This window comes from Pseudomonas sp. X10 (assembly GCF_054889225.1).
In genome coordinates this window covers 5,152,917-5,179,056 of sequence record NZ_CM142677.1, presented here as the reverse complement: position 1 = coordinate 5,179,056, position 26,140 = coordinate 5,152,917, and the positions used below count along the sequence as shown (strand labels likewise).

At 63.4% G+C, this 26,140-nt stretch carries 23 protein-coding genes; 17 read left to right on the top strand and 6 right to left on the bottom strand.

What is annotated here, in order from left to right; all coding sequences use genetic code 11:
- The first annotated feature begins 28 nt into the window (after window positions 1-28).
- The 5 genes from parE to ACYU03_RS23550 all read left to right on the top strand — a co-directional run bounded on the left by parE (window position 29) and on the right by ACYU03_RS23550 (window position 6,583).
- Window positions 29-1,933 carry a DNA topoisomerase IV subunit B gene (parE, locus tag ACYU03_RS23570; protein ID WP_461887013.1) on the top strand — a complete coding sequence of 635 codons (1,905 nt, stop codon included), beginning with the start codon at window positions 29-31 and terminating at the stop codon, window positions 1,931-1,933.
- Complete coding sequence (locus ACYU03_RS23565; protein ID WP_461887011.1) at window positions 1,930-2,916, top strand: esterase-like activity of phytase family protein; 987 nt, start codon at window positions 1,930-1,932, stop codon at window positions 2,914-2,916. The genes parE and ACYU03_RS23565 overlap by 4 nt, the downstream gene beginning before the upstream one ends.
- The gene (locus ACYU03_RS23560) at window positions 2,913-3,431 is read left to right on the top strand and encodes a retropepsin-like aspartic protease family protein (protein ID WP_461887010.1); all 519 of its coding nucleotides are present in this window, start codon (window positions 2,913-2,915) and stop codon (window positions 3,429-3,431) included. The genes ACYU03_RS23565 and ACYU03_RS23560 overlap by 4 nt, the downstream gene beginning before the upstream one ends.
- A gap of 10 nt (window positions 3,432-3,441) precedes the next feature.
- Window positions 3,442-5,700 carry a DNA topoisomerase IV subunit A gene (gene parC, locus ACYU03_RS23555; protein ID WP_461887009.1) on the top strand — a complete coding sequence of 753 codons (2,259 nt, stop codon included), beginning with the start codon at window positions 3,442-3,444 and terminating at the stop codon, window positions 5,698-5,700.
- A 175-nt stretch (window positions 5,701-5,875) separates the two neighbouring features.
- Window positions 5,876-6,583: a PqiC family protein gene (locus ACYU03_RS23550; RefSeq protein ID WP_461887008.1), complete on the top strand. Its 708-nt coding sequence runs from the start codon at window positions 5,876-5,878 to the stop codon at window positions 6,581-6,583.
- A gap of 347 nt (window positions 6,584-6,930) precedes the next feature.
- On the opposite strand, the gene ACYU03_RS23545 is transcribed toward ACYU03_RS23550, so the two are convergent.
- Complete coding sequence (locus tag ACYU03_RS23545) at window positions 6,931-8,421, bottom strand: histidine kinase (RefSeq protein WP_461887007.1); 1,491 nt, start codon at window positions 8,419-8,421, stop codon at window positions 6,931-6,933.
- 135 nt (window positions 8,422-8,556) lie between these two features.
- On the opposite strand from ACYU03_RS23545, the gene serB reads away from it, so the two are divergent.
- Window positions 8,557-9,771: a phosphoserine phosphatase SerB gene (gene serB, locus ACYU03_RS23540; protein ID WP_461887006.1), complete on the top strand. Its 1,215-nt coding sequence runs from the start codon at window positions 8,557-8,559 to the stop codon at window positions 9,769-9,771.
- A gap of 138 nt (window positions 9,772-9,909) precedes the next feature.
- Here serB and asd read toward each other — a convergent pair whose 3' ends face one another.
- From asd to ACYU03_RS23525, 3 genes are read right to left on the bottom strand one after another with little or no spacing between them, the layout of a single operon-like run.
- The gene (gene asd, locus ACYU03_RS23535) at window positions 9,910-10,773 is read right to left on the bottom strand and encodes an archaetidylserine decarboxylase (RefSeq protein WP_461887005.1); all 864 of its coding nucleotides are present in this window, start codon (window positions 10,771-10,773) and stop codon (window positions 9,910-9,912) included.
- Complete coding sequence (locus ACYU03_RS23530; protein ID WP_461887004.1) at window positions 10,770-11,594, bottom strand: rhodanese-like domain-containing protein; 825 nt, start codon at window positions 11,592-11,594, stop codon at window positions 10,770-10,772. The genes asd and ACYU03_RS23530 overlap by 4 nt, the downstream gene beginning before the upstream one ends.
- Before the next feature lie 45 nt (window positions 11,595-11,639).
- Window positions 11,640-13,175 carry an HDOD domain-containing protein gene (locus ACYU03_RS23525; RefSeq protein ID WP_461887003.1) on the bottom strand — a complete coding sequence of 512 codons (1,536 nt, stop codon included), beginning with the start codon at window positions 13,173-13,175 and terminating at the stop codon, window positions 11,640-11,642.
- A gap of 130 nt (window positions 13,176-13,305) precedes the next feature.
- On the opposite strand from ACYU03_RS23525, the gene motA reads away from it, so the two are divergent.
- Window positions 13,306-14,157: a flagellar motor stator protein MotA gene (gene motA / locus ACYU03_RS23520; protein ID WP_461887002.1), complete on the top strand. Its 852-nt coding sequence runs from the start codon at window positions 13,306-13,308 to the stop codon at window positions 14,155-14,157.
- Between the two features lie 3 nt (window positions 14,158-14,160).
- Window positions 14,161-15,177, top strand: coding sequence for a flagellar motor protein MotB (motB, locus tag ACYU03_RS23515; RefSeq protein ID WP_461887001.1), 1,017 nt, complete (start codon window positions 14,161-14,163; stop codon window positions 15,175-15,177).
- Window positions 15,178-15,234: 57 nt separating this feature from the next.
- Here the strand turns inward: motB and rsgA are convergent, their stop codons facing one another.
- Window positions 15,235-16,266 carry a small ribosomal subunit biogenesis GTPase RsgA gene (gene rsgA, locus ACYU03_RS23510; RefSeq protein ID WP_461887000.1) on the bottom strand — a complete coding sequence of 344 codons (1,032 nt, stop codon included), beginning with the start codon at window positions 16,264-16,266 and terminating at the stop codon, window positions 15,235-15,237.
- 85 nt (window positions 16,267-16,351) lie between these two features.
- Here rsgA and orn point away from each other — a divergent pair, with 85 nt between their 5' ends.
- Together orn and ACYU03_RS23500 are read left to right on the top strand one after the other, a co-directional pair.
- Entirely contained in the window at window positions 16,352-16,894 is a 543-nt protein-coding gene (orn, locus tag ACYU03_RS23505; protein WP_461886999.1) for an oligoribonuclease, read from the top strand.
- Window positions 16,895-17,044: 150 nt separating this feature from the next.
- Window positions 17,045-17,656 (top strand): trimeric intracellular cation channel family protein, encoded by a 612-nt coding sequence (locus tag ACYU03_RS23500; RefSeq protein ID WP_461886998.1) that lies wholly within the window; start codon window positions 17,045-17,047, stop codon window positions 17,654-17,656.
- 16 nt (window positions 17,657-17,672) lie between these two features.
- Here the strand turns inward: ACYU03_RS23500 and queG are convergent, their stop codons facing one another.
- A complete protein-coding gene (gene queG, locus ACYU03_RS23495) occupies window positions 17,673-18,755 on the bottom strand; it encodes a tRNA epoxyqueuosine(34) reductase QueG (RefSeq protein WP_461886997.1) in 1,083 nt (360 codons plus the stop codon).
- A gap of 64 nt (window positions 18,756-18,819) precedes the next feature.
- Here queG and ACYU03_RS23490 point away from each other — a divergent pair, with 64 nt between their 5' ends.
- The 7 genes from ACYU03_RS23490 (at window position 18,820) to hflX (ending at window position 26,108) form a co-directional block, all read left to right on the top strand.
- A complete protein-coding gene (locus ACYU03_RS23490) occupies window positions 18,820-19,680 on the top strand; it encodes an NAD(P)H-hydrate dehydratase (protein ID WP_461886996.1) in 861 nt (286 codons plus the stop codon).
- Window positions 19,668-20,141, top strand: a complete 474-nt coding sequence (tsaE, locus tag ACYU03_RS23485) for a tRNA (adenosine(37)-N6)-threonylcarbamoyltransferase complex ATPase subunit type 1 TsaE (RefSeq protein WP_461886995.1) — start codon at window positions 19,668-19,670, stop codon at window positions 20,139-20,141. The genes ACYU03_RS23490 and tsaE overlap by 13 nt, the downstream gene beginning before the upstream one ends.
- Window positions 20,142-21,575, top strand: a complete 1,434-nt coding sequence (locus ACYU03_RS23480) for an N-acetylmuramoyl-L-alanine amidase (RefSeq protein WP_461886994.1) — start codon at window positions 20,142-20,144, stop codon at window positions 21,573-21,575. It abuts the gene before it with no gap.
- Window positions 21,572-23,464 carry a DNA mismatch repair endonuclease MutL gene (gene mutL, locus ACYU03_RS23475; protein ID WP_461886993.1) on the top strand — a complete coding sequence of 631 codons (1,893 nt, stop codon included), beginning with the start codon at window positions 21,572-21,574 and terminating at the stop codon, window positions 23,462-23,464. Before ACYU03_RS23480 ends, mutL begins: the two co-directional genes overlap by 4 nt.
- A 3-nt stretch (window positions 23,465-23,467) precedes the next feature.
- The gene (gene miaA / locus ACYU03_RS23470; RefSeq protein WP_461886992.1) at window positions 23,468-24,439 is read left to right on the top strand and encodes a tRNA (adenosine(37)-N6)-dimethylallyltransferase MiaA; all 972 of its coding nucleotides are present in this window, start codon (window positions 23,468-23,470) and stop codon (window positions 24,437-24,439) included.
- A 94-nt stretch (window positions 24,440-24,533) separates the two neighbouring features.
- Complete coding sequence (gene hfq, locus ACYU03_RS23465) at window positions 24,534-24,794, top strand: RNA chaperone Hfq (protein WP_461886991.1); 261 nt, start codon at window positions 24,534-24,536, stop codon at window positions 24,792-24,794.
- A gap of 12 nt (window positions 24,795-24,806) precedes the next feature.
- Window positions 24,807-26,108, top strand: a complete 1,302-nt coding sequence (gene hflX, locus ACYU03_RS23460) for a ribosome rescue GTPase HflX (RefSeq protein ID WP_461886990.1) — start codon at window positions 24,807-24,809, stop codon at window positions 26,106-26,108.
- The last annotated feature ends 32 nt before the right edge of the window (window positions 26,109-26,140 follow it).

Here is a 26,140-nt window from a genome sequence, read left to right as displayed (position 1 = left end):
CATTCACTACGACTGACGACGAGAACCCATGGCCAATCCCAGCGCTAGCGCCTATAACGCAGACGCCATCGAAGTCCTCTCCGGCCTCGACCCGGTCCGCAAGCGGCCGGGCATGTACACCGACACCAGCCGGCCGAACCACCTGGCCCAGGAAGTGATCGACAACAGTGTCGACGAAGCCCTGGCCGGTCATGCTCGTTCGGTGCAGGTGATCCTGCACGCCGACCACTCGCTGGAGGTCTGCGACGACGGCCGCGGCATGCCGGTGGACATCCACCCGGAAGAGGGTGTATCCGGGGTCGAGCTGATCCTCACCAAACTGCATGCTGGCGGCAAGTTCTCCAACAAGAACTACCAGTTCTCCGGCGGCCTCCACGGCGTTGGCATTTCCGTGGTCAACGCCCTTTCGAGCCAGGTGCGCGTGCGGGTCAAGCGCGATGGCAACGAATACCAGATGACCTTTGCCGACGGCTTCAAGTCCAGTGAGCTGGAAGTGGTCGGCACGGTCGGTAGGCGCAACACCGGGACCAGCGTCTATTTCGCGCCGGATCCGAAATATTTCGATTCGCCGAAGTTTTCCATCAGCCGCCTCAAGCATGTGCTCAAGGCCAAGGCGGTGCTGTGCCCTGGGCTGTTGGTCAGCTTCGAGGACAAGGCCAGCGGTGAGAAGGTCGAATGGCACTATGAAGACGGCCTGCGCTCCTATCTGGTCGACTCGGTCAGCGAGTTTCTGCGCCTCCCCGACGAGCCGTTCTGCGGCAGCCTGGCGGGCAACAAGGAAGCTGTCGATTGGGCCCTGCTGTGGCTGCCGGAAGGCGGTGACAGCGTCCAGGAAAGCTACGTCAACCTGATTCCCACGGCCCAGGGCGGCACCCACGTCAATGGCCTGCGCCAGGGCCTGCTCGACGCCATGCGCGAGTTCTGCGAGTTCCGTAACCTGTTGCCGCGTGGTGTCAAGCTGGCTCCCGAGGACGTCTGGGAGCGGATCACCTTCGTCCTCTCGATGAAGATGCAGGAGCCACAATTCTCCGGGCAGACCAAGGAGCGTCTGTCCTCGCGCGAGGCGGCGGCCTTCGTTTCCGGTGTGGTCAAGGACGCTTTCAGCCTATGGCTCAACGCCCACCCCGAGTTGGGCATGCAACTGGCGGAGCTGGCCATCAGCAATGCCGGTCGGCGCCTGAAGGCGAGCAAGAAGGTCGAACGCAAGCGCATCACCCAGGGCCCGGCCTTGCCTGGCAAGCTGGCCGATTGCGCTGGCCAGGATCCGGCGCGTGCCGAGCTGTTCTTGGTCGAGGGCGACTCGGCCGGTGGCTCGGCCAAGCAGGCGCGAGACAAGGAATACCAGGCGATCCTGCCGCTGCGCGGAAAGATCCTCAACACCTGGGAGGTCGATGGCGGCGAGGTACTGGCCAGCCAGGAAGTGCACAACATCGCCGTAGCCATAGGCGTGGACCCGGGCGCCAGCGACCTCAGCCAACTGCGCTACGGCAAGATCTGCATTCTTGCCGACGCCGACTCCGACGGTTTGCACATCGCCACCTTGCTCTGCGCCCTTTTCGTCCAGCACTTCCGTCCGCTGGTCGAGGCCGGGCATGTCTACGTGGCCATGCCGCCGCTGTACCGCATCGACCTGGGCAAGGAAATCTACTACGCCCTGGACGAGGCCGAACGCGACGGCATCCTCGACCGTCTGGTGGCCGAGAAGAAGCGTGGCAAGCCACAGGTCACCCGCTTCAAGGGCCTGGGTGAGATGAACCCGCCCCAGTTGCGCGAGACCACGATGGACCCGAATACCCGTCGGCTGGTCCAGCTGACCCTGGACAACGTGCAGGAAACCCGCGAGATCATGGACATGCTCCTGGCCAAGAAACGCGCAGGTGACCGTAAGAACTGGCTGGAAACCAAGGGCAACCTCGCCGAGGTCCTGGCTTGATCCGTCTGGTACTGGCAGCCTGTCTTGCGCTTTTTGCCGTTCCAGCCCTGGCGGGCAGTTGGCCTGAGCTGAAGTTGACCGCCGAGCACCCGGTCGACGGCATGCGCGGCGGTAACTTGTCCGGCATGACCATGTGCCGAGGCGCGTTGTGGGTGGTGTCCGACCGGGATGACGACCGGATCTATCGCCTGGACCAGCAGAATCCGGAGTGGCGTGCTCAGCCGATGACCTTCGCGGCTCCGCCGGTGCCGGAAAGCGGGCTGCCCTGGGGCTTGCGTTCGCGCAACTGGGCGGCCTCCTACCTGCGTGGCGGCGAGCTGGATTTCGAAGGTATTACCTGTGATGGAGCAGGCAATTTCTATCTGGTCAGTGAGGCCCATGCTGCCGTACTGGCGGTCCCGCTCAAAGGCGAGCCGGGCTGGTTGAAGATCGACCCGGCAATGATCCGCCAGGCTCGCGCCAGCGGCATGCTCCTGCATTTCAACGCGTTGTTCGAAGGCGTGGCGATCAACCCGGCCGGTGACCGTCTGTGGCTGGCCGCGGAGCGCGAGCGGCGGGGCCTGGTGTCGGTCAAACGTCAGCAGTCGGTTTGGAACTGCGCTGGCAGTTGTGTGCTGCTCAGCGAGGCCGGCGTCGAGATGCAGCCGCCACAGATGCCGAGAGCCCGTCCGCTGCCGAGGGATTTTTCCGACTTGGCGCTGTTCGACGGCAAGCTGTTTACCCTGGAGCGTAATGCCTACCGTATCTGTCGGCGTGATGCCAACAGCGGCAAGGTGGAGCGTTGCTGGTCGTTCGCCGCCGATGCACTGGTCGAGCCGCGCCGTTATTCACAACCCTTCGGCCTGGCCGAGGCCTTGGTGATCGACGCCAAAGGCGCCTGGATCGGCCTGGACAACAACGGCGCCACCCGCGAGGACGGCGATGCGCGTCCGATGGTCTGGCGTTTCGCTGCGCCGCAGGGCGGCTGGAATGCCAAGCCATGAGCCAGCCGCCGGGAAAGCGCATGGGCAGGGTCCTGCTGATCGTGGCCTGGGCGGCTGCGTTGTTCCTGGCTACGCGTTTTTTCGGGCAGTGGGAGGAGCGCCAGCAGAATCCCAATGCTGTGGTGCAATCGCAGCACGGCGAGGGCTTCGTCGAAGTGCAACTGGTGAGCAATGGCCAAGGCCACTTCGTGGCGAACGGGGCGATCAATGGCCAGGTGGTGCGTTTCATGCTCGATACTGGGGCCACCGACGTGGCGATTCCCGAGCGGTTGGCGCGGGAGCTGGACCTGGCGCGGGGCGCGCCGGTGATGCTGAGCACCGCCAACGGCCGTACCCAGGGCTACCGCACTCGGCTGGACAGCCTGCAGTTGGGCGATATCCACCTGCGCGACGTGCGCGCCCTAGTGGTTCCGGGGCTGGATGGCGAACAGGTGCTGCTGGGCATGAGCGCCTTGAAACAACTTGAATTTACCCAGCGCAGCGGCACCTTGCTGTTGCGCCAGAACCTGAAATGACGAGGCCCGCATGAGCGACTCACTCGAACTCAGTCTCGACGGCGTCGAACGCCGCTCCTTGGCTGACTTCACCGAACAGGCCTACCTCAACTACTCCATGTACGTGATCATGGACCGGGCCCTGCCGCACATCGGCGATGGCCTGAAACCGGTGCAGCGTCGCATCGTCTATGCCATGAGCGAGTTGGGGCTGGATGCCGACTCCAAGCACAAGAAGTCCGCGCGTACCGTCGGTGACGTGCTCGGCAAGTTCCACCCGCACGGTGATTCGGCCTGCTACGAGGCCATGGTGCTGATGGCGCAGCCGTTCAGCTACCGCTACACCCTGGTCGACGGTCAGGGCAACTGGGGTGCGCCAGACGATCCGAAGTCCTTCGCTGCCATGCGTTATACCGAGGCGCGCCTGTCGCGGTACTCCGAGGTGCTGCTCAGCGAGCTGGGCCAGGGTACCGCAGACTGGGTCCCGAACTTCGACGGCACCTTGCAGGAGCCGGCGGTGTTGCCGGCGCGCCTGCCGAACATCCTGCTCAATGGCACCACCGGCATCGCTGTGGGCATGGCAACCGACGTGCCGCCGCACAACCTGCGTGAGGTCGCCAGTGCCTGCGTGCGCTTGCTCGATGAGCCCAAGGCCACGGTCGAGCAACTGTGCGAGCATATCCAGGGGCCGGACTACCCGACCGAAGCCGAGATCATCACGCCGCGCGCTGAGTTGCAGAAGATCTACGAAAGCGGCCGTGGCTCGATCCGCATGCGTGCGGTCTATCGCATCGAGGACGGCGACATCGTGGTCACCGCCTTGCCGCATCAGGTCTCCGGCGCCAAGGTGCTGGAGCAGATCGCCGCACAGATGCAGGCCAAGAAGCTGCCGATGGTGGCTGACCTGCGCGACGAGTCCGACCACGAGAACCCGTGCCGCATCGTCATCATCCCGCGCTCCAACCGGGTCGATGCCGACGAGTTGATGCAGCACCTGTTCGCCACCACCGACCTTGAGAGCACCTACCGGGTCAACGTCAACATCATCGGCCTGGATGGCCGCCCGCAGTTGAAGAACCTGCGGACCCTGCTGGTCGAGTGGCTGCAGTACCGGACCGAAACCGTCCGCCGTCGCCTGAGGTTCCGCTTGGACAAGGTCGAGCGCCGGCTGCACCTGCTCGACGGCTTGTTGGTCGCGTTTCTCAACCTGGATGAAGTGATCCACATCATCCGTACCGAAGACCAGCCCAAGGCCGCTTTGATCGCCCGCTTCGACCTGACCGAGATCCAGGCCGACTACATCCTCGAGACCCGCCTGCGTCAATTGGCGCGCCTGGAAGAGATGAAGATCCGGGGTGAGCAGGAAGAGCTGCTCAAGGAACAGGCCAAGCTCCAGGCTCTGCTGGGCAGCGAAGCCAAGTTGCGCAAGCTGGTGCGTACCGAGCTGCTCAAGGATGCGGAAACCTATGGCGACGACCGGCGTTCGCCGATCGTCGAGCGGGCCGAGGCCAAAGCCCTGTCGGAACACGAACTGATGCCGACCGAACCGGTTACCGTGGTCCTGTCGGAGAAGGGCTGGGTGCGCTGCGCCAAAGGGCATGACATCGATGCCACGGGCCTGTCCTACAAGGCAGGCGATGGCTTCAAGGCCGCCGCTGCGGGACGTTCCAACCAGTTCGCCGTGTTCATCGATTCCACCGGGCGTAGCTATTCGCTGGCCGCCCACAGCCTTCCGTCGGCCCGCGGCCAAGGCGAGCCGCTGACCGGCCGTCTGACGCCGCCGCCAGGAGCAGGCTTCGAATGCGTGCTGCTGCCGGAGGATGAAGCGCTCTATGTGGTCGCTTCCGACGCCGGCTACGGCTTCGTGGTCAAGGGTGATGACCTGCAGGCCAAGAACAAGGCCGGCAAGGCCTTGCTCAGCCTGCCCAATGGCGCGAAGGTCATTGCCCCACGGGCTGTGGCCGACCGGGAGCAGGACTGGCTGGCGGCCGTCACCAGCGAGGGCCGCTTGCTGGTGTTCAAGGTCAGCGACCTGCCGCAACTGGGCAAGGGCAAAGGCAATAAGATCATCGGTATTCCGGGTGACCGGGTTGCTAGCCGGGAAGAATTTGTTACTGATCTTGCCGTGATCAGCGAGGGAGCGACCCTTGTATTGCAAGCAGGCAAGCGTACCCTGTCACTCAAGTCAGACGACCTGGAGCACTACAAGGGGGAGCGTGGACGGCGTGGCAACAAGCTGCCGCGTGGCTTCCAGCGTGTCGATGGCTTGATGGTGGAAGGTCCGGCATAACCCTGGATGCTGCCTGGGACGGCAATTTCAGCGTCGTTCCAGGCAGAAACACTGGAGTCGGGCGGTTATTTCGCGGATGATAGGGCCCTTGCGGTGCTAGCGTAGCTGTGTGCCCGGATGAATCTATTTGAGTATCACTGCGGTTTGCCTTGTGGCAGCCGCCTGGATGGGATGAATGAAATTTCTGCGCCTTCCATTTATTCTGCTGATGACTGGCGTACTGGGTCTGGCTGGCTGCAGCATGCACCAACCTGTAGCCCTGTACCAGCTCGACAGCGGTGAGCCCGAACTGCCCACGCAGGCGACGGGTATGGCGGTCGTGCTCGGCCCGGTGTCGGTGGCCGACTACCTGCAACGCGAAACCTTCCTGCAGCGCCAGCCTGATGGCAGCCTGACGGCGGCGACTGATGGCCGCTGGGCCGGCAGCCTGTCCTCGGACATCGATCAGTTGCTGGTCCGCCAGCTCGCCTGGCGCCTGGACAGCCAGCGTGTGGTCCTGGCGCCGGCCAGCACCGGTTTCAACCCGGATGTGCAAGTGCTGTTGTCGATCACTCGCCTGGATTCCGGCACCAACCAGCCGGCTGTCCTTGATGCCCAGTGGCGCCTGCTCGACCGCCGCGGCCACGTGCGTGACAACCGTATCGTGCATTTGGAGCAACCGCACGAGGGCAGCGAAGCCTCCCAGGTCCAGGCCCAGGGGCAATTGCTGCAAAAGCTCGCCGAGCAGCTCAGCACAGCCGTCAAGCCGTTGGCCAACCAGCCGGCTATCGCTGACGAGCCGCCGAAGAAGTCCTCCCGCGTCCAGGTGCGCAAGGAGCCGGAGAAGCCGAAGATCCCGATGGCCTCACCGATCCGTACCGATATGGAAGTGTTCCGCTTCTGACAGCAGACACAAAAAAGCCCGCAGTGATATGCGTAATGCTGTTCACTTAAGACATCTGTCGTGTGGTTTGGGGACGCTGCGCGTCCATCGCGACACAAGGCCGCTCCCACAAGAGGCTTGCCGATACATAAATGCGTGGCTTGCAAGCCCTCTGTAGGAGCGGCCTTGTGTCGCGATGGGCTGTGTAGCAGCCCCACCTGAAGGCACTCCAGCTTAAGTGAACATCACTGCGGGCTTTTTTGTGTCTGCTGTCAGAAGCGAGCTTGCCCGCGATAGCGGCGGATCGGTCAGCGGTGCTGCACCCGCTGGCGTACTCTTGGCTACAGCATCATCCTTCTGTATCGCTGTCAGGCCCGACGCTCGTCCATCCGTGCCAGTTGGCGTTCCAACATTGACGGATAGGGCTCCATCAGTCGTTCTACACAGCAAGCGCCCTCGGGGCTTGCGATCGGACGGATACGGGCGCGTTGGCGGATCAGGGCATCGTCGCTAATCTTTCGCTCGACCAGCAGTAGATTGCGGCTGTGCTGGGACAGGGCCAGGGCGTCCTGGGCCTTTTCAGTCAGCAGCAGGTCGATCTGGTTCAGGCCATGGAGATCCTCACCCAGGGCTAGGCCCAGCTGCAGTTGCAGGGTGATGCCGCTGTCCGCTACTTCAATCTGCAAGGCGTGGCCCAGGGCGCGCAGCAGCTCGCCGCAGCAGATGGCATTAGTCAGGTAGTCCTCGCCACTGTCATGGCTGTGGAACAGCAGCAATGTGCTGCCGTCGTTGAGCGTATGCATTTCACCGTCATACAGCGAGGCGGCCTGGTCCAGGCAGTCGCGGTAGCGTTCCAGCAGTTCGGTCAGGCGCGCGCGAGGCAGGCGGCGCAGTTGCTCCTGGGAGCCGAGCTGCACGGCCAGCACGGCGCTGGCCTGCGGTTCATCCGATACCTTGGGCACCTGCTTGGCCGGGCTGTCTTCTTCCTCTTCATCGAGTAGGCCGGCAAAGGCTTCGTCCTCATCCTCAGCGCTGGCTTTCGGCTCGGCCTTGTCCGGGCCGGAGACTGCAGGCGCTTCGTCGAAGTCCGGATCATGCAGATTGCGGACTTCGAAGTGGGTTTCTTCTTCGTCCTCGTGCTCTTCCTCCTCCGGCTCAGGTGGCGGTGGAGGAGCGAGACGAGTGTGCAACTGGCGAGCCAAGTCGCCGATCTCGTCCTGGCGGTCGACTGCCGGGGTGTAGGGGTGCGGGTCACGCAGCCACACGCGCAGTTGTAGCAGGGGAGTGGAGATGAAGCGGCCCAGGCGCAAGCTCAGGGTCAGCGCCAAGGCCAGCAGGATGGCTGCCAGGATGCCCATGCTCTGCAGGCTGATGGTCATCGGCTGGAGGAACTGGTTCATGTCCAGGCTGATGCGTAGCTGCCCGGCGGTCACGTCCTGAAAGGTGATTTTGGTCTGGTACAGGCCTTCGGTCTCACCCAGCAGGCTGTTTTTCGGGCGCTGGCCGGCTTCGGCGAGGATACGGTTGTCGACGCTGTAGATGGCTGCGTGGGCCACCAGTGGATTCTTCACCAGGTTGCCCAGCAGCACGTTGAGGCTGAGGATGTCGTTGGACACCAGCAACTCGGTCGCCGAGGTGGCGGTCTGGGTGGTCAGGCTCTGGCCAAGGGCATCGGCCTGGTCATGCATGGCCTGCTTGAACTGCAATCCCATGACGCAGGCATAGATCACCAGCGCCAGGGCCACCAGGAAAATATTGTGGCTGGCGATGCGCAGTGCCAGGGGAATGCGACGCTGGCGCAGGGCACGGAAGATCAGCAGGAAGAAGTTATCAGTCTTGACGGGCGTGGGCCGGTTCACAGAGCGCGGCTCTTTATGGCGGAAAAGGTGCTGCGCAGTATAGCGAGCGGTGTTTGGTCGGCAAAGTATCGACTGCACCCGATGAGCATCGAAAATCGGTAGAATGCGCTTTTTTTCATCGAGTCGGAGCCCGTCTTGCGCGAAATCGTCCTGATCAACATCACCGGTGAAGACCGTCCAGGTCTCACCGCGGCCATCACCGGCGTCCTGGTCCAGGGCGGTGCCAACATCCTCGACATCGGCCAGGCGGTCATGCACGGCGTCTTGTCGCTCGGCATCCTGGTGGATATTCCTGACACCGAGGCGGCCTCGAGGGTGCTGCAGGATATCCAGGCAAAGGCTCACGAACTCGGGCAGCAGGCGCGTTTCACCCCGATTTCTGAGGTCGACTACCAGCATTGGGTCGACAGCCAGGGCGAAGCCCGGCATATCGTTACGCTGCTCAGCCGCAAGGTCACCGCCGAGCAACTGCAACGGGTCAGCGCGATCATCGCCCAGTATGGCTTGAATATCGAGCATATCGACCGCCTGTCCGCGCGCGTGGCCCTGGATGCCCCGCTGGAAAAGGGCAAGGGCTGCATCGAGTTTTCCGTGCGTGGCGAGCCGAGCGATGCCCAGGCATTGCGCGCTGACTTCCTGGCCCTGGCCCAGGAGCTGAACATCGATATCGCCTTTCAACAGGACAACCTGTTCCGCCGTAACCGCCGCCTGGCAGTGTTCGACATGGACTCGACGCTGATCGAGGCCGAAGTGATCGACGAACTGGCCAAGGCGGCCGGGGTCGGCGAGCAGGTAGCCGCGATCACCGAGCGGGCCATGCGTGGCGAACTGGACTTCCGCGCCAGCTTCAAGGAGCGTATGGCGCTGCTCAAGGGCCTGGATGTGCGCGTGCTGGATGAGATCGGCGCATCCCTGCGTCTGACCGAGGGTGCCGAGAACCTGTTCGCTGAGCTCAAGCGCCTGGGTTACAAGACGGCCATTCTATCTGGCGGCTTCTCCTATTTCGCCAAGCAAGTCCAGGCTCGCCTGGGCATCGACTATGTGTTCGCCAACGAACTGGAAGTGGTGGATGGCAAGGTGACCGGCGTGGCGGTCGAACCGATTGTCGACGCTCAGCGCAAGGCTGACCTGCTCACCGAGCTTGCGCGCAAGGAAGGCCTGCAGTTGGAGCAGACCATTGCCGTTGGCGACGGCGCCAATGACCTGCCGATGTTGGCGCTGGCGGGCCTGGGCGTGGCCTTCCGTGCCAAGCCGCTGGTAAAACAGTCGGCCAAGCAGGCCATTTCGACCCTGGGGCTGGACGGTGTGTTGTACCTGCTGGGCATGCGCGACCGAGATGGGCGTGCCTGACGGGGTATGAAGGGCCACCTGCCGGTCCCGAGTAGCGCGGGACCGGCCAGGACCCTACAACGCTAATCCCCCGGCTGCCCATAAAAAGAAGGCCCTGCATGACAGGATTCATGCAGGGCCTTTTCTATGCGTTGCGGTTCAGCTCTGAACAGGCAATGCCAATTGCTGGCCCATGCTCACGGCAGATCCGGCGCCCAGGGTCTCGGCCCATTTCACTTGCTCTGGACCGAACAGCACGATGGCGGTCGAGCCCAGCTTGAAACGACCCAATTCGGCGCCTTTCTCCAGGTGGATCGGTGCGCGGCTGGCGTCATCGTAGCGGAACGTTTTGAGCTCACGCTTTGGTGGCGTCACCAGGCCGGCCCAGACGGTTTCGATGGAGGCCACGATCATCGCTCCGACCAGCACCACGGCCATCGGGCCGCGCTCGGTGTCGAACAGGCAGACCACACGCTCGTTCCGGGCGAACAACTCGGGGACATTCTCCGCCGTGGTCTGGTTGACCGAGAACAGGCGGCCTGGCACGTAGATCATCTCGCGCAGTGTGCCGGCCAGCGGCATGTGCACGCGGTGGTAGTCCTTCGGCGACAGGTAGATGGTGGCGAACTCGCCTCCCATGAACGGTGCGGCATTGGCTGGATCGCCGCCGAGCAGCTCCAGAGCGCTGAAGCTGTGGCCCTTGGCCTGGAAGATGCGGCCGTGCTCGATGGGACCGAGCTGGCTGACTGCGCCGTCGGCGGGGCAGAGGATCGCGCCTGGGGTTTCATCGAGGGGGCGCGCGCCAGGCTTGAGGGCGCGGGTGAAGAAAGCGTTGAAGTGCTCGTAGGCGGTCACGTCCTCGACCAGGGCTTGGGACATGTCCACTTGGTAGCGCTTGGCGAACCAGGCGGTGAAGGCGTTCTTGAGCCAGCGTACGCGGCACTCGGCGATGCAGCCGGCCAGCCGTGACAGAAGGTGATGCGGCAGCAGGTACTGGCTGATGATGAACAAGCGGGATTTCATTGTGTGTCCTTAGACGTCTCTACAGGCGTGTCCGGGTGGTTGCCCCATTCGCCCCAGGAGCCGGCGTATGCCTTGACTCGTGGATAACCGAGGGACTTGGCCACCAGGTAGGTGAAGCCGGAGCGGTGGTGGGTCTGGCAGTGGGTGACCACTTCCTTGTCCTGGGTGATGCCCAGCTGTTCGAGGATCTCGGGCATGTCCTGGCGGATGCGCAAGTTGTCGTTGAGGTCCATGCCGGCGGTCCATTCGAAGTTGACCGCGCCCGGAATGTGTCCACCCTTGGCGGCCAGGACCTTCTCGCCGCGGTACTCGCCCGGGCTGCGTGCATCCCAGATCACCAGGTCGGCGGCGCCCAGCCGGCTCTGCAGGTACTCGCGGGTGGCGGTAGGCTCGTCATGCAGTTGCAGGCTGACCGGGCCTCCGGCACTGGGTGGCACCTCTGTGGACAGCTTGTCGGCCGGCCAGGCCTGGATGCCACCATTGAGGTAGTGGTAGTGCTTGTGGCCGATGACATCGAGCATCCAGATGAAGCGGCCTGCCCAGCCGCCGCCTTCATCGTCATAGACCACGTAGACCGCGTCGCTGCGATGGCCCAGCTCACCGAACAGCTTTTCCAGGTCGGCACGGCTCGGCAACAGGCCGGGTGCCGGCGGCTGGCCCAGCTGGGTGCGCTTGGGATCGACGAAGCGGGCACCGGGCACATGGCCACTGCCATAGCGGTTGGCGCTGGTCAGGTCGATCAGGATCAGCTGCGGCGAATCCAAGCGAGGCAGCAGGTCGGCCGGCTCGATCACCAGGGGCAAACCAGAAAAGTCAGTCATCCACAGTCTCCAGGGTGGAACAGAGGGGCGATTGTAGCGCATGGCTCAGGCGTTGCGGTTGCCGAAGGCAGCCAGGGCGCGCTCGATACATTGCACGGTCTTGCCAAAGGCTTGCAGGCTGATGTCGGCCAGTGGCTTGCCATCCTGGTCGGCGATCACGAGCATCAGTACCTGGCCATTCACGGCCACCGAGCGCAGCAGCAGGTGTTGGCTCTTGAACAGGGCGCGCAGCGGCGCGGGCATCAGGTTCGAGAACTGGGTGTGATTCTCCGGCGTCAGGCGCAGTTGCGCGGCTTGGCTCATGAGGCGCTGCAACAGCTTGCTCTCTTCGATGGGCAGGTTTAGCGCCTCGACTTCCTTGGGCAGGCCGGCGCTTTGCTGCGTGCGCAGGCTGTTGTTGCCCTTGTCGAGCATCAGCAGCAGGACCCGTCGCATGCCGCAGGACATCAGGGCTCGCTTGGCATGGGTGCTCAAGTGGATGGTGTTGCCGAACGGGCTGGGGTGGGCCAGCAGTTCGCCGCACAGCTTGCGCCAGGTGCCCAGGTCCTGTGACGACGGGGGTGGCGGTGGCAGCATGTCTGGATGCGGGCGCCGTTGCTGCCATGGCCAGATCAGGGCTTCGGCAGGGTGGTACAGGGCCTCGCCTGCATGCTGGCGGGCACTGGCTGCCGCCTGCTGGTGCACCTGCTGCTGTACGTCGTCCAGGGAGGTTTGCAGGTAGAGGCTGGTCAGCAGTTGCCAGCGCAGCAGATGTGGATGGTCCCAGCCGACCTGGGCTGCCAGGGCCAGGCCGTTGGCCAGCAGTACGGTGTTGGCCGGTTGGTTGAACCAGCGTCGTAACCCGGGCTCCTCATCCAGGCGCTGCTGCTGATGCAGGCTGTTTTGGTCGCGGGCGATGCTCAGGGCTTTGGCCAGTTCTTCGCGCTCGTCCAGCAGCAGCCGGTACCCCTGGGTTACCCACTCTGGCAGACGCCAATATTCGGCCATGGCCCGGCACAGTTGCATGAGGCGCACGCCGAACAGCTCCTGTTCGACCGGCCCGGCTTCTTCGCTTTTGTGAATCACCCGCAGCTCCCACGTGTCGAGCAGCTTCGGATGGGTGACAGCCAGCGGCCAGAGCGGAGCGAGAAACAACAGGCTGCCCCAGTGGATTTCCTGCCACAAGCGTGCCAGGCGGCCGGCGAACAAGCCACTGGCCTGTTGGCTGGCGTGCTGGCTGATCAACTGGAACTGACGCAGGACTGGCGGGATATCCTCGGTCGGCACGGCGGGCAGGCGCCCGAGCAGTTTGCCGGTACGGGCGAGGCCAAGGCGGTTGAGGGCAGTCTCCAGGCTCTCAGCCGGTTCCGCCTGGCTTGCATTGGCCGGGTGGTTGGCTTCGCGCATGACGCTGAGCACCAGCGCGGGGCTGCCTTGCATCAGTTCGGCGATGTCGCGCAGAGACCGTCGACTGTCGTTGATGGCGGTCAGCACACGGTCGTGGCTGGTCTTCGGAACCGGCAAGCGGACGCCATCGAGAAGTTTCACCCAGGCGTCGAGAGTAGGAGGGATCCGAGTAGGGAACTGGGTGTCAAGTGGCATTGTGATATCGGCTCAAACTGGCTTTTCGCTTTGGCTGGCTATAGTCTGGCGCAGTCCTGCCGATAAGTAGAAGAAGAGTTTACACGCTTCCGCCCCCGACCCTGACCACGACTGTAAGTGCTTTGAATCTATGGCTAAAATTATCGGCATCATTGTCGTATTCGCGAGCGTCCTCGGCGGATATGTACTGTCCCACGGTAAAATCGCGGCTCTGATCCAGCCTTTCGAAGTGCTGATCATTGGCGGTGCGGCTTTTGGTGCCTTCCTCCAGGCCAACCCTGGTTACATGACCATGCATGTAATCAAGAAGTCGCTGAAGATGTTCAGCACCCGCTTTACCCATACCTTCTACCTGGAAGTACTAGGCCTGGTCTACGAGATCCTCAACAAGAGCCGCCGCGAAGGCATGATGGCCATCGAGGGCGATATCGAAGACCCCGCGGCCAGCCCGATCTTCGCCAAGTACCCGGCGGTGCTCGGCGATGCCCGCATGACCGCGTTCATCTGTGACTACCTGCGCATCATGTCGACCGGCAACATGGCCCCGCACGAGCTCGAGGGCTTGTTCGACATGGAGTTGCTGAGCCTCAAGGAGGAGCTGGACCACCCTTCTCACGCGGTGAACAGCATCGCCGATGGCATGCCCGGCTTCGGTATCGTCGCGGCGGTACTGGGCATTGTGGTGACCATGGCTTCGCTCGGCGATGGCGACCAGACTTCGATCGGCTTGCACGTAGGCGCGGCACTGGTCGGCACCTTCTTCGGTATCCTGGCGGCCTACGGCTTCTTCGGTCCGTTGGCCCACGCGCTGCGCCACGATGCCAAGGAAGAGCTGAACGTCTACGAGGGGATCAAGGCGTCGCTGGTCGCCTCGGCCTCTGGCATGCCGCCATCGCTGGCTGTCGAGTTCGGGCGCAAGGTGCTCTACCCGGCGCACCGGCCGAGTTTCATGGAGCTGGAACAAGCGGTTCGCGGTCGCTGAGTCATGGAGAACAATCAGCCCATCATCGTCAAACGCGTCAAGCGCTTTGGTGGCGATCATCACAGCGGCTCCTGGAAGATCGCCTTCGCCGACTTCGCCACGGCAATGATGGCGTTCTTCCTGGTGCTCTGGCTGTTGTCCAACGCCACTCCGGAGCAGAAGATCGCCATCGCCGGTTACTTCAAGGACCCGATTGGCTTCTCTGAGAGTGGTACGCCCTACATCATCGACTTGGGCGGTTCGCCCCAGCTCTCGCCGGAAAAGACCATCAACCCTGAGGTGAGGTCCGAGGCGACGCCCGATACCAGCATTCACCTGGGCCAGGACAAGATCGAAAGCATGGCCGAGCAGGTTGAGCGCGAGCGTCTCGAACTGCTGCTGCAAGAGTTGCAGAACAAGGTCGAGGAGAACCCGCAGCTGCAGAAGTTCAAGGACCAGATCCTGTTCGAGATCACCCAGGATGGCTTGCGCATCCAGATCATGGATGCCGAGAACCGGCCGATGTTCGATCTGGGCAGCGCGCGCCTGCAGCCATACTTCGAAGACATCCTGTTGGCCATGGCCGACACCATCAAGGCTGTGCCGAACAAGATCAGCATCAGCGGCCACACCGATGCCAAGCCTTACGCCGGCACCGGCAACTTCGGCAATTGGGAGCTGTCGGCCAACCGTGCCAATGCTGCCCGTCGCGCGCTCGTTGCTGGCGGCTACCCGGACGAGCAGGTAGCGCGGGTGGTCGGCTACGCCTCGTCGTCGCTGTTCGACCGCAAAGATCCATTCAACCCGGTCAACCGGCGGATCGACATTATCGTCCTGACCAAGAAGGCCCAGCGTACTATCGAAGGTGAACAGGCGGAGCCGACCCCTTCGTCGACCGGCAATCCGGGCGCAGTGGAGCCGGCTGTGCCGAAAGCCGAAGACGCGGCGCCAGCCCTGGAGCCGGTGCAGCCTCGCGAGTTGCGGCAGAAGCTGAACATCTTCGAGGAGGGTGTATTGAAGATGGACGACGCCCAGGAGTAAACCGGCTTCCTTGCGGATGCACCGGGCAGGAGGCCTGTTTCGGCCTCCTTGTGGGTATCAGTAACTGTCTTCAGGCAGGCTGGCGATGATCGAGCGGTAACTGTTCATGCGTTGAGGCTGGATGCGGCCATCTTCCAGGGCCATGAGCAGGGCGCAGCCAGGCTCGCGGTCGTGTTTGCAGTCACGGAAGCGGCAGGTCCCGATCAGATCGCGGAACTCGATGAAACCCGCTTCGACATCATCGCGGCTGACATGACCCAGGCCGAACTCACGGATGCCTGGGGAGTCGATCAGCTCACCGCCGCCAGGGAAGTGATAGAGACGGGCAGTGGTGGTGGTGTGGGTACCTTGCCCCGACCATTCGGACAGGTCGCCGACGCGTGTCTGGGCGTCGGGCAGCAGGCTGTTGACCAGCGAAGACTTGCCGACGCCTGACTGGCCGACGAACACGCTGATATGTCCGTCCAGGGCCTCCTGCAGGCGTTGCATGCCATCGCCTTGATGGGCCGAGACCTCCAGCAGGGGGTAGCCCAGTTGCCGGTACACCGCCAGCAGGGCGTTGAGCGCCGGAGCGTTTTGCTCGTTGATCAGGTCGGCCTTGTTCAGCAACAGCAAGGGCCGGATGCCGGCGTGCTCGGCAGCCACCAGATAGCGGTCGATCAGGTTGGCCTGGGGTTCCGGCGCGGGGGCGAAGACGATCACGATCAGGTCGACGTTGGCCGCCACCGGCTTGAGTTGGCCGTGGTTGTTCGGGCGGCATAGCTCGGTACTGCGGGGCATCTGCGCGACGATCACGCCAATGCCCTGGTTGCCTGCACGCCAAACCACGCGGTCGCCGGTGACCAGGGCTGGCAGGTTGGCGCGTAGGTGGCAGCGGAACACCTGGCCGGCGACTTCGCCTTCCTGGGCTTCGACCTCGACCTGCACTCCAAAGTGGGCGATCACCAGGCCCAGTTGTTCTGGCCCCAGGTCTCCACCTTCGAGCTCTTGCAGCACGTGCTGCTCGCGTTTGGCGGCGCGGGCAGCGCGCTCATTCTGGATTTTTTCGATACGCCAGTTCTGGCGGCGATTGAGCTGGCGTTTGGCCATGGAGGTTCCGTGGTGGCGGGGCGATAGAAAACGGCAGGCAGTTTAGCATGTAGGCTAATATGGCGGCTTAGTCGAGGAGCCTACCATGCAGAACCCGCAGAACCTGATCTGGATCGATCTGGAAATGACCGGCCTGGATCCGGACAACGATGTCATCATCGAGATGGCCACCATCGTGACCGACAGCGAGCTGAATACGTTGGCCGAAGGCCCGGTGATCGCCATCCACCACAGCGATGAAGTGCTGTCGCGCATGGACGAGTGGAACACCCGCACCCATGGCGCCTCAGGCCTGACCCAGCGCGTGCGTGAGAGCCGCGTCAGCATGGCCGAGGCCGAGGAGGCCACCCTGAAGTTCCTGGAGCAATGGGTGCCGAAGGGCAAGTCGCCGATCTGCGGCAACAGCATCTGCCAGGACCGCCGCTTTCTCTACCGGCACATGCCGAAGCTGGAAGAGTACTTCCACTACCGCAACCTGGACGTTTCGACCCTCAAAGAGCTAGCCGCGCGCTGGGCGCCGCAGGTTCGCGACAGCTTCAAGAAGGGCGGCACGCATCTGGCACTGGACGATATCCGCGAGTCCATCGCCGAACTGCGCCACTACCGCGAGCACTTCATCAAGGGCTAAGCCGGTAAGCTGCAAGCTGCACGAGGTGTGCGCTGATAGTGGTGGCTTGCCTGGTTGGCTGAGCGACAGCGATCAGCTTGAAGTTTGGAGTCTGTGGCTGAGGGGAGTGCCCCCGGTTAGAATGCGCCCCCCTCTGCACGGATCCGCACCATGTTGTTGATGCTCTACCTCATTGCTATCACCGCCGAAGCCATGACCGGCGCGCTCTCGGCCGGGCGTCGCGGCATGGACTGGTTCGGCGTGGTGCTCATCGCCTGTGTTACCGCCCTGGGGGGCGGGTCGGTGCGCGACGTGCTACTTGGGCACTATCCGCTGACTTGGGTGAAACACCCGGAATACCTGGTGCTGACCAGCTTTGCCGCACTGGTGACCATCTTCATCGCGCCGCTGATGCGCCATCTGCGTTCACTTTTCCTGGTGCTCGATGCCCTGGGGCTCGTGGCCTTCACCTTGATCGGCTGCATGACCGCCCTGGAAATGGGCCAGGGCATGCTGGTGGCGTCCATCAGTGGGGTGATCACGGGCGTGTTCGGCGGCATCCTGCGGGATATCTTCTGCAACGACATTCCCCTGGTGTTCCGCCGTGAACTCTATGCCAGCGTGTCCTTCGCCGCCGCCTGGTTCTACCTGGGGTGCGTGTACTTCGAGTTGCCGGCCGAGCAGGCCATGCTGCTGACTTTGTTCGGCGGTTTCCTGGTGCGGCTGCTGGCGATCCGTTTCCATTGGGAAATGCCGAAGTTCCACTACAACGACGCGCATTGAGGGACGCGATACGTTCCTACAGGGGCGGTGTGTGGGCGCGGGATTGGTGTTGGGCCAACGCCCATTGCACATGTTCGCGTACCAGTTCCGATGGATGGTCCTGGCGGGCGCGCAGGGCTTCCAGGACCGGTATGGTCGACGGTGCATTGCCCAGGCCCACGGCCAGGTTGCGCAACCAGCGTTCATAGCCCGCGCGGCGCAAGGGCGAGCCTTCGGTATTGCTGAGGAAGGTCGCTTCGTCCCACAGGAACAGCTCGGCCAGGTTGGCATTGTCTAGGTTGTGGCGTGGTTTGAAGTCGCCCTCGCTGGTTGGGCGGGCGAAGCGATTCCATGGGCAGACGATCTGGCAATCGTCACAGCCGAACACCCGGTTGCCGATCAGCGGGCGCAGTTCGACGGGGATGGCGTTCTTCAACTCGATAGTCAGGTAAGAAATGCAGCGCCGTGCATCGAGCACGTAAGGGCCGATGAAGGCGCCCGTGGGGCAGATGTCCAGGCAGGCCTGGCAGCGGCCGCAGTGTTCGCTGGCCTGGGCGTCATCCACCGGCAGTGGCAGGTCGACGAACAGTTCGCTGAGGAAGAAGTAGCTGCCAGCCTTGCGGTTGAGCAGCAGGGTGTTCTTGCCGATCCAGCCGAGCCCGGCCTGTTGGGCGATGGCCTTTTCCAGTACTGGCGCGCTGTCGACGAAGGCGCGAAAGCCGAACGGGCCGATAGCCTGTTGTATGCGTTCGGCCAGGTGCTGTACGCGTTTGCGGATCAGTTTGTGATAGTCGCGCCCCAGGGCATAGCGGGACACGTAGGCCTTTTCCGGTTGGGCCAGGCGTTGCGCCATCTGCGTGTCGCCGGGCAGGTAGTCCATGCGTAGCGACACCACGCGCAAGGTTCCGGGCACCAGTTGCTCGGGGTGCGAGCGTTTGCTGCCGTGGGCGCTCATGTACTCCATCTCGCCCTGGTAGCCGGCGTCGAGCCAGCGTTGCAGGTGCTGTTCATGCTCGCCAAGGTCCACTCCGGCGATGCCAACATGGGCAAAACCGAGTTCTCTGCCCCAATCCTTGATGGATTCGGCCAGTGCGGTGAGGTCGAGGGTGGCGGCGGACATGGGAAATAAGGCAATACGGGCTCAGGTGCGTATAATTCTGCCAGACATCGGAGCCTTTGACCCCATGCCCCAGACCAAACACCCCACTAATGCACCACAGTTGCTCAGCAGCGTGAACCTGGCCAGCCTGCCACCGCGCCGGCGGGAAGCGCACAAGGGCGATTTTGGCCATGTGCTGGTCGTCGGTGGTGATCTCGGTACTGGTGGCGCGGTGTTGCTCAGTGCCGAGGCGGCCCTGCGTTGTGGGGCAGGGCTGGTTTCCATGGCCACTCGCCCCGAGCATGTGGGCGCGGCCCTGGCCCGCTTGCCCGAGGTCATGTGCCTGGGCGTGAACTCGGCCAACCAGGTGCTGGGCGTGCTGGAGCGCGCCTCGGTTCTGGTGGCTGGTCCTGGCCTGGGCCAGGCGGCGTGGGGGCGCAGCTTGCTGTCGGCGGTAGCGGATGCCGGTCTGCCGCAGGTCTGGGATGCCGACGCGCTCAACTTGCTGGCGCGTACGCCGCTGGCCCTGCCCAGCGGCAGCATCCTTACCCCGCATCCGGGGGAGGCGGCGCGCTTGCTGGGTGTATCTACCGAGGCGGTGCAGGCCGACCGACCCGGTGCGGCGCGCAAGCTGGCGCGCAAATACGCCAGTGTCTGCGTGCTCAAGGGGGCCGGGACACTGGTCGCCGACCCGGCAGGGCAACTGGCCTTGTGCAGCCGCGGGCACCCGGCAATGGCCGGGGCCGGGTTGGGCGATGTGCTCACCGGCGTGTTGGCCGCGCTGCTGGCGCAAGGGATGCAGGCCTGGCCGGCGGCCTGCCTGGGTGTCTGGCTGCATGCCTGTGCCGGTGAACGGCTGGGCGTGCGTGGGCGCGGCCTCGCGGCCAGTGACCTGATTCCGGTTATTCGCGAATTGTTGGAGGAGCATTCAGCGTGTCAGGTGTAACCCTGTTTCTGGCCGACGAACAGGCCATGATCGATTTCGGTGCGCGCTTGGCGCAGGTTACCGGCGGTCACGGCGTGATCTTTCTCGAAGGCGACCTGGGGGCCGGCAAGACGACCTTGTCGCGCGGCCTGATCCGTGGTTTGGGTCACACCGGGGCGGTGAAGAGCCCGACCTTCACCGTGGTCGAGCCTTATGAGATCGGCGAGGTGCGCGCCTACCATTTCGACCTCTACCGCCTGGTTGATCCGGAGGAGCTCGAGTTCATGGGCATTCGTGACTACTTCGAGGGAGACCCTCTCTGTCTGTTCGAATGGCCCCAAAAAGGAGCGGGCGTTTTGCCAAAGCCCGACCTGACCATTACCATAAGCCCCCAAGCGGGTGGACGCTCGCTGATCCTGTCGCCGCAGGGCTCGCGCGGCGAAGCCTGGTGTGCCGCTCTGGCCGTCGAATTCAAACAGTAAATGGGGATAGGTATGCGCATACGCGCGTTGGTCGCTGTCGTTGGACTGCTGCTGACAACAGTGACCGTTGACGCTCTGGCCGTCACGCAAGTCAAGAGCATGCGTCTATGGCGTGCCCCGGACAACACGCGGCTGGTCTTCGACCTGTCCGGTCCTGTGCAGCACAGCGTGTTCACCCTGACCGCGCCGGATCGCCTGGTCATCGACATCAATGGTGCGACCCTGGCTGCTCCATTGACCGTCTCCACCAGCAATACTCCGATCAGCAACGTGCGTTCGGCCCAGCGCACCGCCACCGACCTGCGCGTGGTGGTCGACCTGAAGAAGTCCGTCACGCCCAAGAGCTTCACCCTGACGCCCAATGCCCAATACGGCAACCGCTTGGTGGTCGATCTCTATGACCAGGAAGCCGATGCCGTTGCCGCCACCGCGCCAGCGACGCCAACAACGCCTGCTACCGCGCCCGCCGTACCGGTGACGCCAAGCCAGCCCGCCATCAAGCTGACGCCGGTGCCCAATGGCAAGCGTGACATCGTCGTTGCGATCGATGCTGGCCATGGCGGTGAAGACCCTGGTGCTTCGGGCGCGCGCGGCCAGCATGAAAAAGACGTGGTGCTGAAGATCGCCAAGGAGCTGCAACGCCAGATCAACACCGACAAAGGCTTCCGTGCGGAACTGACCCGTACCGGCGATTACTTCATCCCGCTGCGCAAGCGCACCGAGATCGCCCGTAAGAAGGGCGCCGACTTGTTCATTTCCATTCACGCCGATGCTGCGCCGTCCAAGGCTGCTTTCGGGGCTTCGGTGTTCGCTCTTTCCGACCGCGGAGCCACTTCCGAGACCGCGCGCTGGCTGGCTGACAGCGAAAACCGCTCCGACCTGATCGGCGGCGCCGGCAATGTCAGTCTCGATGACAAGGACCGCATGCTCGCTGGCGTACTGCTCGACCTGTCGATGACCGCGACCCTGAGCTCGAGCCTGGACGTCGGGCAAAAGGTACTGGGCAACCTGGGCCGGATCACTCCATTGCATAAGCGCCGCGTCGAACAGGCGGGGTTCATGGTGTTGAAGTCGCCGGACATTCCCTCGATCCTCGTGGAAACCGGGTTCATCTCCAACGCCAATGAAGCGGCCAAGCTGGCCACCACCAGCCACCAGCAGGCCTTGGCGCGTTCGATCCACAGCGGCGTGCGCCAGTTCTTCCAGCAGAACCCGCCGCCGGGCACCTACATCGCCTGGTTGCGCGACAATGGCAAGATCGCTCAGGGGCCGCGTGAGCACACCGTGCGTCCGGGCGAGACACTGGCCATGATTGCCGTGCGCTACCAGGTCAGCGTGGCCAGCCTGCGCTCGACCAACAAGCTCAAGAGCGATGAGCTGAAGATCGGCCAGCATCTGGATATACCCAGTACTGCCTTGGCGGCCCAGCAATGAGTGGTGGTAGCCGCATCGAGCTGCTCAGCCCGCGGCTGGCCAACCAGATCGCCGCTGGCGAGGTGGTCGAGCGTCCGGCGTCGGTGATCAAGGAACTGCTGGAGAACAGCCTGGACTCCGGTGCCCGGCGCATCGACGTCGAAGTCGAGCAGGGTGGGGTCAAGCTGCTGCGGGTGCGTGATGACGGCAGTGGTATCGCCGCCGATGACCTGCCGCTGGCGTTGGCCCGCCATGCCACCAGCAAGATACGTGAACTGGAAGACCTCGAAGGCGTGTTGAGCCTCGGTTTCCGGGGCGAGGCGCTGGCTTCTATCAGCTCGGTGGCGCGTCTGACCCTCACCTCGCGTACCGCCGCTGCCAGCGAGGCCTGGCAGGTCGAGACCGAGGGGCGCGACATGACCCCGCGGGTCCAGCCTGCGGCACACCCCGTCGGCACCTCGGTGGAAGTGCGTGACCTATTCTTCAATACCCCGGCCCGGCGCAAGTTCCTCAAGACCGAGAAGACCGAGTTCGATCATCTTCAGGAAGTCATCCGGCGCCTGGCCCTGGCTCGTTTCGATGTCGGCTTCCATTTGCGCCACAACGGCAAGAGCATCCTCAGCCTGCACGAGGCGCCGGATGAGATCACCCGTGCGCGCCGGGTTGCGGCCATCTGCGGTCCGGGCTTTCTCGAGCAGGCGTTGCCTATCGAGGTCGAGCGCAACGGCTTGCGTCTGTGGGGCTGGGTCGGCCTGCCGACCTTTTCGCGCAGCCAGGCCGACCTGCAGTACTTTTTCGTCAATGGCCGTGCGGTACGCGACAAGCTGGTCGCCCACGCGGTGCGCCAGGCGTATCGCGATGTGCTGTTCAATGGGCGGCACCCGACCTTCGTGTTGTTCCTCGAACTCGACCCGGCCGGGGTCGATGTCAACGTTCACCCGACCAAGCACGAAGTGCGCTTCCGCGAAGGGCGCATGGTCCATGACTTCCTCTATGGCACCTTGCACCGGGCCTTGGCCGACGTACGCCCGGAAGACCAGCTCGCCGCGCCGGCTGCGGCCAGCGAGATCGTCCGGCCTACAGGCCTGCAGGCTGGTGAGTTCGGTCCCCAGGCTGAGATGCGCCTGGCCACGCCAGTGCTCGAACAGCCGCAAGCAGAGACTCGTCCGGCGTCCGCCGGTAGCGGTTCGGGCTACCAGTACCAATACACCCCGCGCCCGGCCCAGGCGCTGCCGGCCGCAGAGGCCCAGGGTGTCTACCGTGAGTTCTTCGCACCGCTCAACGGCGCCACGGCGCCGGCGGCCTTGCCAGAAAGCCAGGGCGACATCCCGCCGCTGGGCTATGCCCTGGCGCAACTCAAGGGTATCTACATCCTTGCGGAGAACGCGATCGGCCTGGTTCTGGTGGACATGCACGCGGCCCATGAGCGGATCATGTACGAGCGGCTCAAGGTGGCCATGGCCAGCGAGGGCCTGAGCGGCCAGCCGCTGCTGGTGCCCGAGTCGTTGGCGCTGAGCCAGCGCGAGGCTGATTGCGCCGAGGAGCATGCCCAATGGTTCCAGCGCCTGGGCTTCGAGCTGCAGCGCCTGGGCCCGGAGAGCCTCGCCATTCGCCAGATCCCGGCGTTGCTCAAGCAGGCCGAGGCCAACCGCCTGGTGCAGGATGTACTGGCCGACCTGATGGAGTACGGTACCAGCGACCGTATCCAGGCCCACCTGAACGAGTTGCTCGGTACCATGGCTTGCCACGGCGCGGTGCGTGCCAACCGGCGCCTGGCCATACCCGAGATGAACGCGCTGTTGCGCGATATGGAGAGCACCGAGCGCAGCGGGCAGTGCAACCATGGCCGTCCGACCTGGACCCAGATGGGCCTGGACGACCTGGACAAACTCTTCCTGCGCGGTCGATAGAACATGAGCGGCAAGCCCCCTGCGATATTCCTGATGGGCCCGACGGCGGCCGGCAAGACCGATTTGGCCATCGAACTCACCAAGCACCTGCCTTGCGAGCTGATCAGCGTCGATTCGGCGCTGGTCTACCGGGGTATGGACATAGGCACCGCCAAACCATCGAAAGAGGTGTTGGCGGCACACCCCCACCGTCTGATCGACATTCTCGACCCTGCAGAGAGCTATTCGGCCGCCGAGTTTCGCCGTGACGCCCTGGAGGCCATGGCCGAGATCACTGGGCGAGGCAAGATTCCGCTGCTAGTCGGCGGCACCATGCTGTATTACAAGGCCCTGGTCGACGGCTTGGCGGACATGCCCGCCGCAGACGCTCAGGTGCGTGCGGAGCTGGAAGCGCAGGCCCGCGAACTGGGCCTGGCCGACTTGCACCGACAATTGGCCGAGGTCGATCCGGAGTCGGCGGCGCGGATTCACCCCAATGATCCTCAGCGGTTGATCCGAGCGCTGGAGGTCTATCGGGTGAGTGGCGAGAGCATGACCACCCATCGACAGCGTCAATTCGCGGAAAGTCTCGTCGCAGACGCAGGCGGCCGGGGACATTTGCCCTATACTGTCGCCAGTTTGGCAATTGCTCCTACAGATCGTCACATTTTGCATCAGCGAATTGCGTTACGATTTTCGCAGATGCTGGAACAGGGCTTCGTCGACGAGGTCCGAGTGCTGCGAGCCAGAAGTGACTTGCACGCGGGGCTGCCGTCTATACGAGCAGTGGGTTATCGACAGGTCTGGGACTATCTCGACGGCAAGCTGAGCGAGGCCGAGATGCGCGAGCGGGGTATCATTGCCACTCGCCAACTGGCCAAACGCCAATTCACCTGGTTACGCGGCTGGTCCGGCGTGCACTGGCTGGATAGCCTGGCCTGCGACAATCTGTCCCGCACCTTGAAATACCTGGGGACCGTCTCCATATTGAGCTGAGTCCCTGCAATTGCCGTCTATTCTTGGTAATGGGCGGCTTGAATTATCGAATTTCATTGTTTTTTTACTATTGATCCTTACAGGAGTGCGGCATATGTCAAAAGGGCATTCGCTACAAGACCCTTACTTGAACACCTTGAGAAAAGAGAAAGTTCCGGTTTCGATCTATCTGGTCAACGGCATCAAACTGCAGGGCTCGATCGAATCCTTCGACCAGTTCGTGGTCCTGTTGAAGAACACCGTCAGCCAGATGGTCTACAAGCACGCCATCTCGACCGTGGTACCTGCTCGCCCGGTTCGCCTGCCAAGCCCGTCCGACTCCGAGCACGGCGACGCTGAACCAGGTAACGCCTGATAGGAGTCTGCTTTGTTCTTTGAGCGCCACGGTGGTGGTGAACGAGCACTCCTCGTTCACTTGGAAGGTCAGAACCCTGAGGCGCGCGAAGACCCGCAGGAGTTTCAGGAGCTGGCATTATCGGCCGGAGCCGATATTGTCGCGTTCGCCAATGTGGCGCGGCACCAGCCTACCGCCAAATACCTGATTGGCAGCGGCAAGGTCGAAGAATTGCGCGACCTGGTCGGAACCGAGCAGGTAGATCTGGTGATTTTCAATCACACCCTCACGCCCAGTCAGGAACGTAACCTCGAACGTGTCTTCGAGTGCCGCGTGCTTGACCGTACCGGGCTGATTCTCGACATTTTCGCCCAGCGGGCGCGTACCCATGAGGGCAAGCTGCAGGTCGAACTGGCCCAGCTCGAACACATGAGCACGCGGCTGGTCCGCGGCTGGACCCACCTGGAGCGGCAGAAGGGCGGTATCGGCCTGCGCGGGCCGGGTGAAACCCAGTTGGAAACCGACCGGCGCCTGTTGCGGGTCCGCCTACGGCAGATCAAGGCACGCTTGGAGAAGGTACGCAGCCAGCGCGAACAGGCACGGCGTGGACGCAGGCGGGCGGATATCCCGTCGGTGTCGCTGGTGGGATACACCAACGCCGGCAAGTCGACCTTGTTCAATGCCCTGACCACGTCCGACGTGTATGCGGCCGACCAGTTGTTCGCCACCCTCGACCCGACCTTGCGCCGCCTTGAGCTGGATGACGTCGGGCCGATCGTGCTGGCCGACACGGTGGGTTTCATCCGGCACCTGCCGCACAAGCTGGTCGAGGCATTTCGGGCTACGCTCGAAGAGTCGAGCAACTCCGATCTGCTTCTGCACGTGATCGATGCCCATGAGCCGGACCGCATGGAACAGATCGAGCAGGTGATGGCGGTGCTGGGAGAGATCGGCGCCGAAGGCTTGCCGATCCTCGAGGTCTATAACAAACTCGACTTGCTCGAAGATGTTGAGCCGCAGATCCAGCGTGATGCCGACGGCAAACCGCAGAGGGTCTGGGTATCGGCACGTGACGGGCGTGGCCTGGAGCTGGTCGGCCAGGCGATTGCCGAGTTGCTGGGGGATGATCTGTTTATCGGTACCCTGCGCCTGGAGCAGCGTTTTGCCCGCTTGCGCGCGCAATTCTTTGCCCTGGGGGCTGTGCAAGGCGAGGAGCATGATGAACAAGGCAGCAGCCTGCTGAGCGTGCGTCTGCCCCGGGTCGACCTCAATCGCCTGGTCAGTCGCGAGGGTATGGAGCCGCAGGTGTTCATAGAGCAACACACTTTGCAATAAATGCCTGGCGACGACGTCAGGCAGCCGTGACA

Excerpts from the sequence above, each read along its gene's own strand:
- parE (WP_461887013.1), top strand. The coding sequence starts at position 29 with ATGGCCAATCCCAGCGCTAGCGCCTATAACGCAGACGCCATCGAAGTC.
- ACYU03_RS23560 (WP_461887010.1), top strand. The coding sequence starts at position 2,913 with ATGAGCCAGCCGCCGGGAAAGCGCATGGGCAGGGTCCTGCTGATCGTG.
- parC (WP_461887009.1), top strand. The coding sequence starts at position 3,442 with ATGAGCGACTCACTCGAACTCAGTCTCGACGGCGTCGAACGCCGCTCC.
- ACYU03_RS23550 (WP_461887008.1), top strand. The coding sequence starts at position 5,876 with ATGAAATTTCTGCGCCTTCCATTTATTCTGCTGATGACTGGCGTACTG.
- asd (WP_461887005.1), bottom strand. The coding sequence starts at position 10,773 with ATGAAATCCCGCTTGTTCATCATCAGCCAGTACCTGCTGCCGCATCAC.
- ACYU03_RS23530 (WP_461887004.1), bottom strand. The coding sequence starts at position 11,594 with ATGACTGACTTTTCTGGTTTGCCCCTGGTGATCGAGCCGGCCGACCTG.
- ACYU03_RS23525 (WP_461887003.1), bottom strand. The coding sequence starts at position 13,175 with ATGCCACTTGACACCCAGTTCCCTACTCGGATCCCTCCTACTCTCGAC.
- motA (WP_461887002.1), top strand. The coding sequence starts at position 13,306 with ATGGCTAAAATTATCGGCATCATTGTCGTATTCGCGAGCGTCCTCGGC.
- motB (WP_461887001.1), top strand. The coding sequence starts at position 14,161 with ATGGAGAACAATCAGCCCATCATCGTCAAACGCGTCAAGCGCTTTGGT.
- rsgA (WP_461887000.1), bottom strand. The coding sequence starts at position 16,266 with ATGGCCAAACGCCAGCTCAATCGCCGCCAGAACTGGCGTATCGAAAAA.
- orn (WP_461886999.1), top strand. The coding sequence starts at position 16,352 with ATGCAGAACCCGCAGAACCTGATCTGGATCGATCTGGAAATGACCGGC.
- ACYU03_RS23500 (WP_461886998.1), top strand. The coding sequence starts at position 17,045 with ATGTTGTTGATGCTCTACCTCATTGCTATCACCGCCGAAGCCATGACC.
- queG (WP_461886997.1), bottom strand. The coding sequence starts at position 18,755 with ATGTCCGCCGCCACCCTCGACCTCACCGCACTGGCCGAATCCATCAAG.
- ACYU03_RS23490 (WP_461886996.1), top strand. The coding sequence starts at position 18,820 with ATGCCCCAGACCAAACACCCCACTAATGCACCACAGTTGCTCAGCAGC.
- ACYU03_RS23480 (WP_461886994.1), top strand. The coding sequence starts at position 20,142 with ATGGGGATAGGTATGCGCATACGCGCGTTGGTCGCTGTCGTTGGACTG.
- mutL (WP_461886993.1), top strand. The coding sequence starts at position 21,572 with ATGAGTGGTGGTAGCCGCATCGAGCTGCTCAGCCCGCGGCTGGCCAAC.
- miaA (WP_461886992.1), top strand. The coding sequence starts at position 23,468 with ATGAGCGGCAAGCCCCCTGCGATATTCCTGATGGGCCCGACGGCGGCC.
- hfq (WP_461886991.1), top strand. The coding sequence starts at position 24,534 with ATGTCAAAAGGGCATTCGCTACAAGACCCTTACTTGAACACCTTGAGA.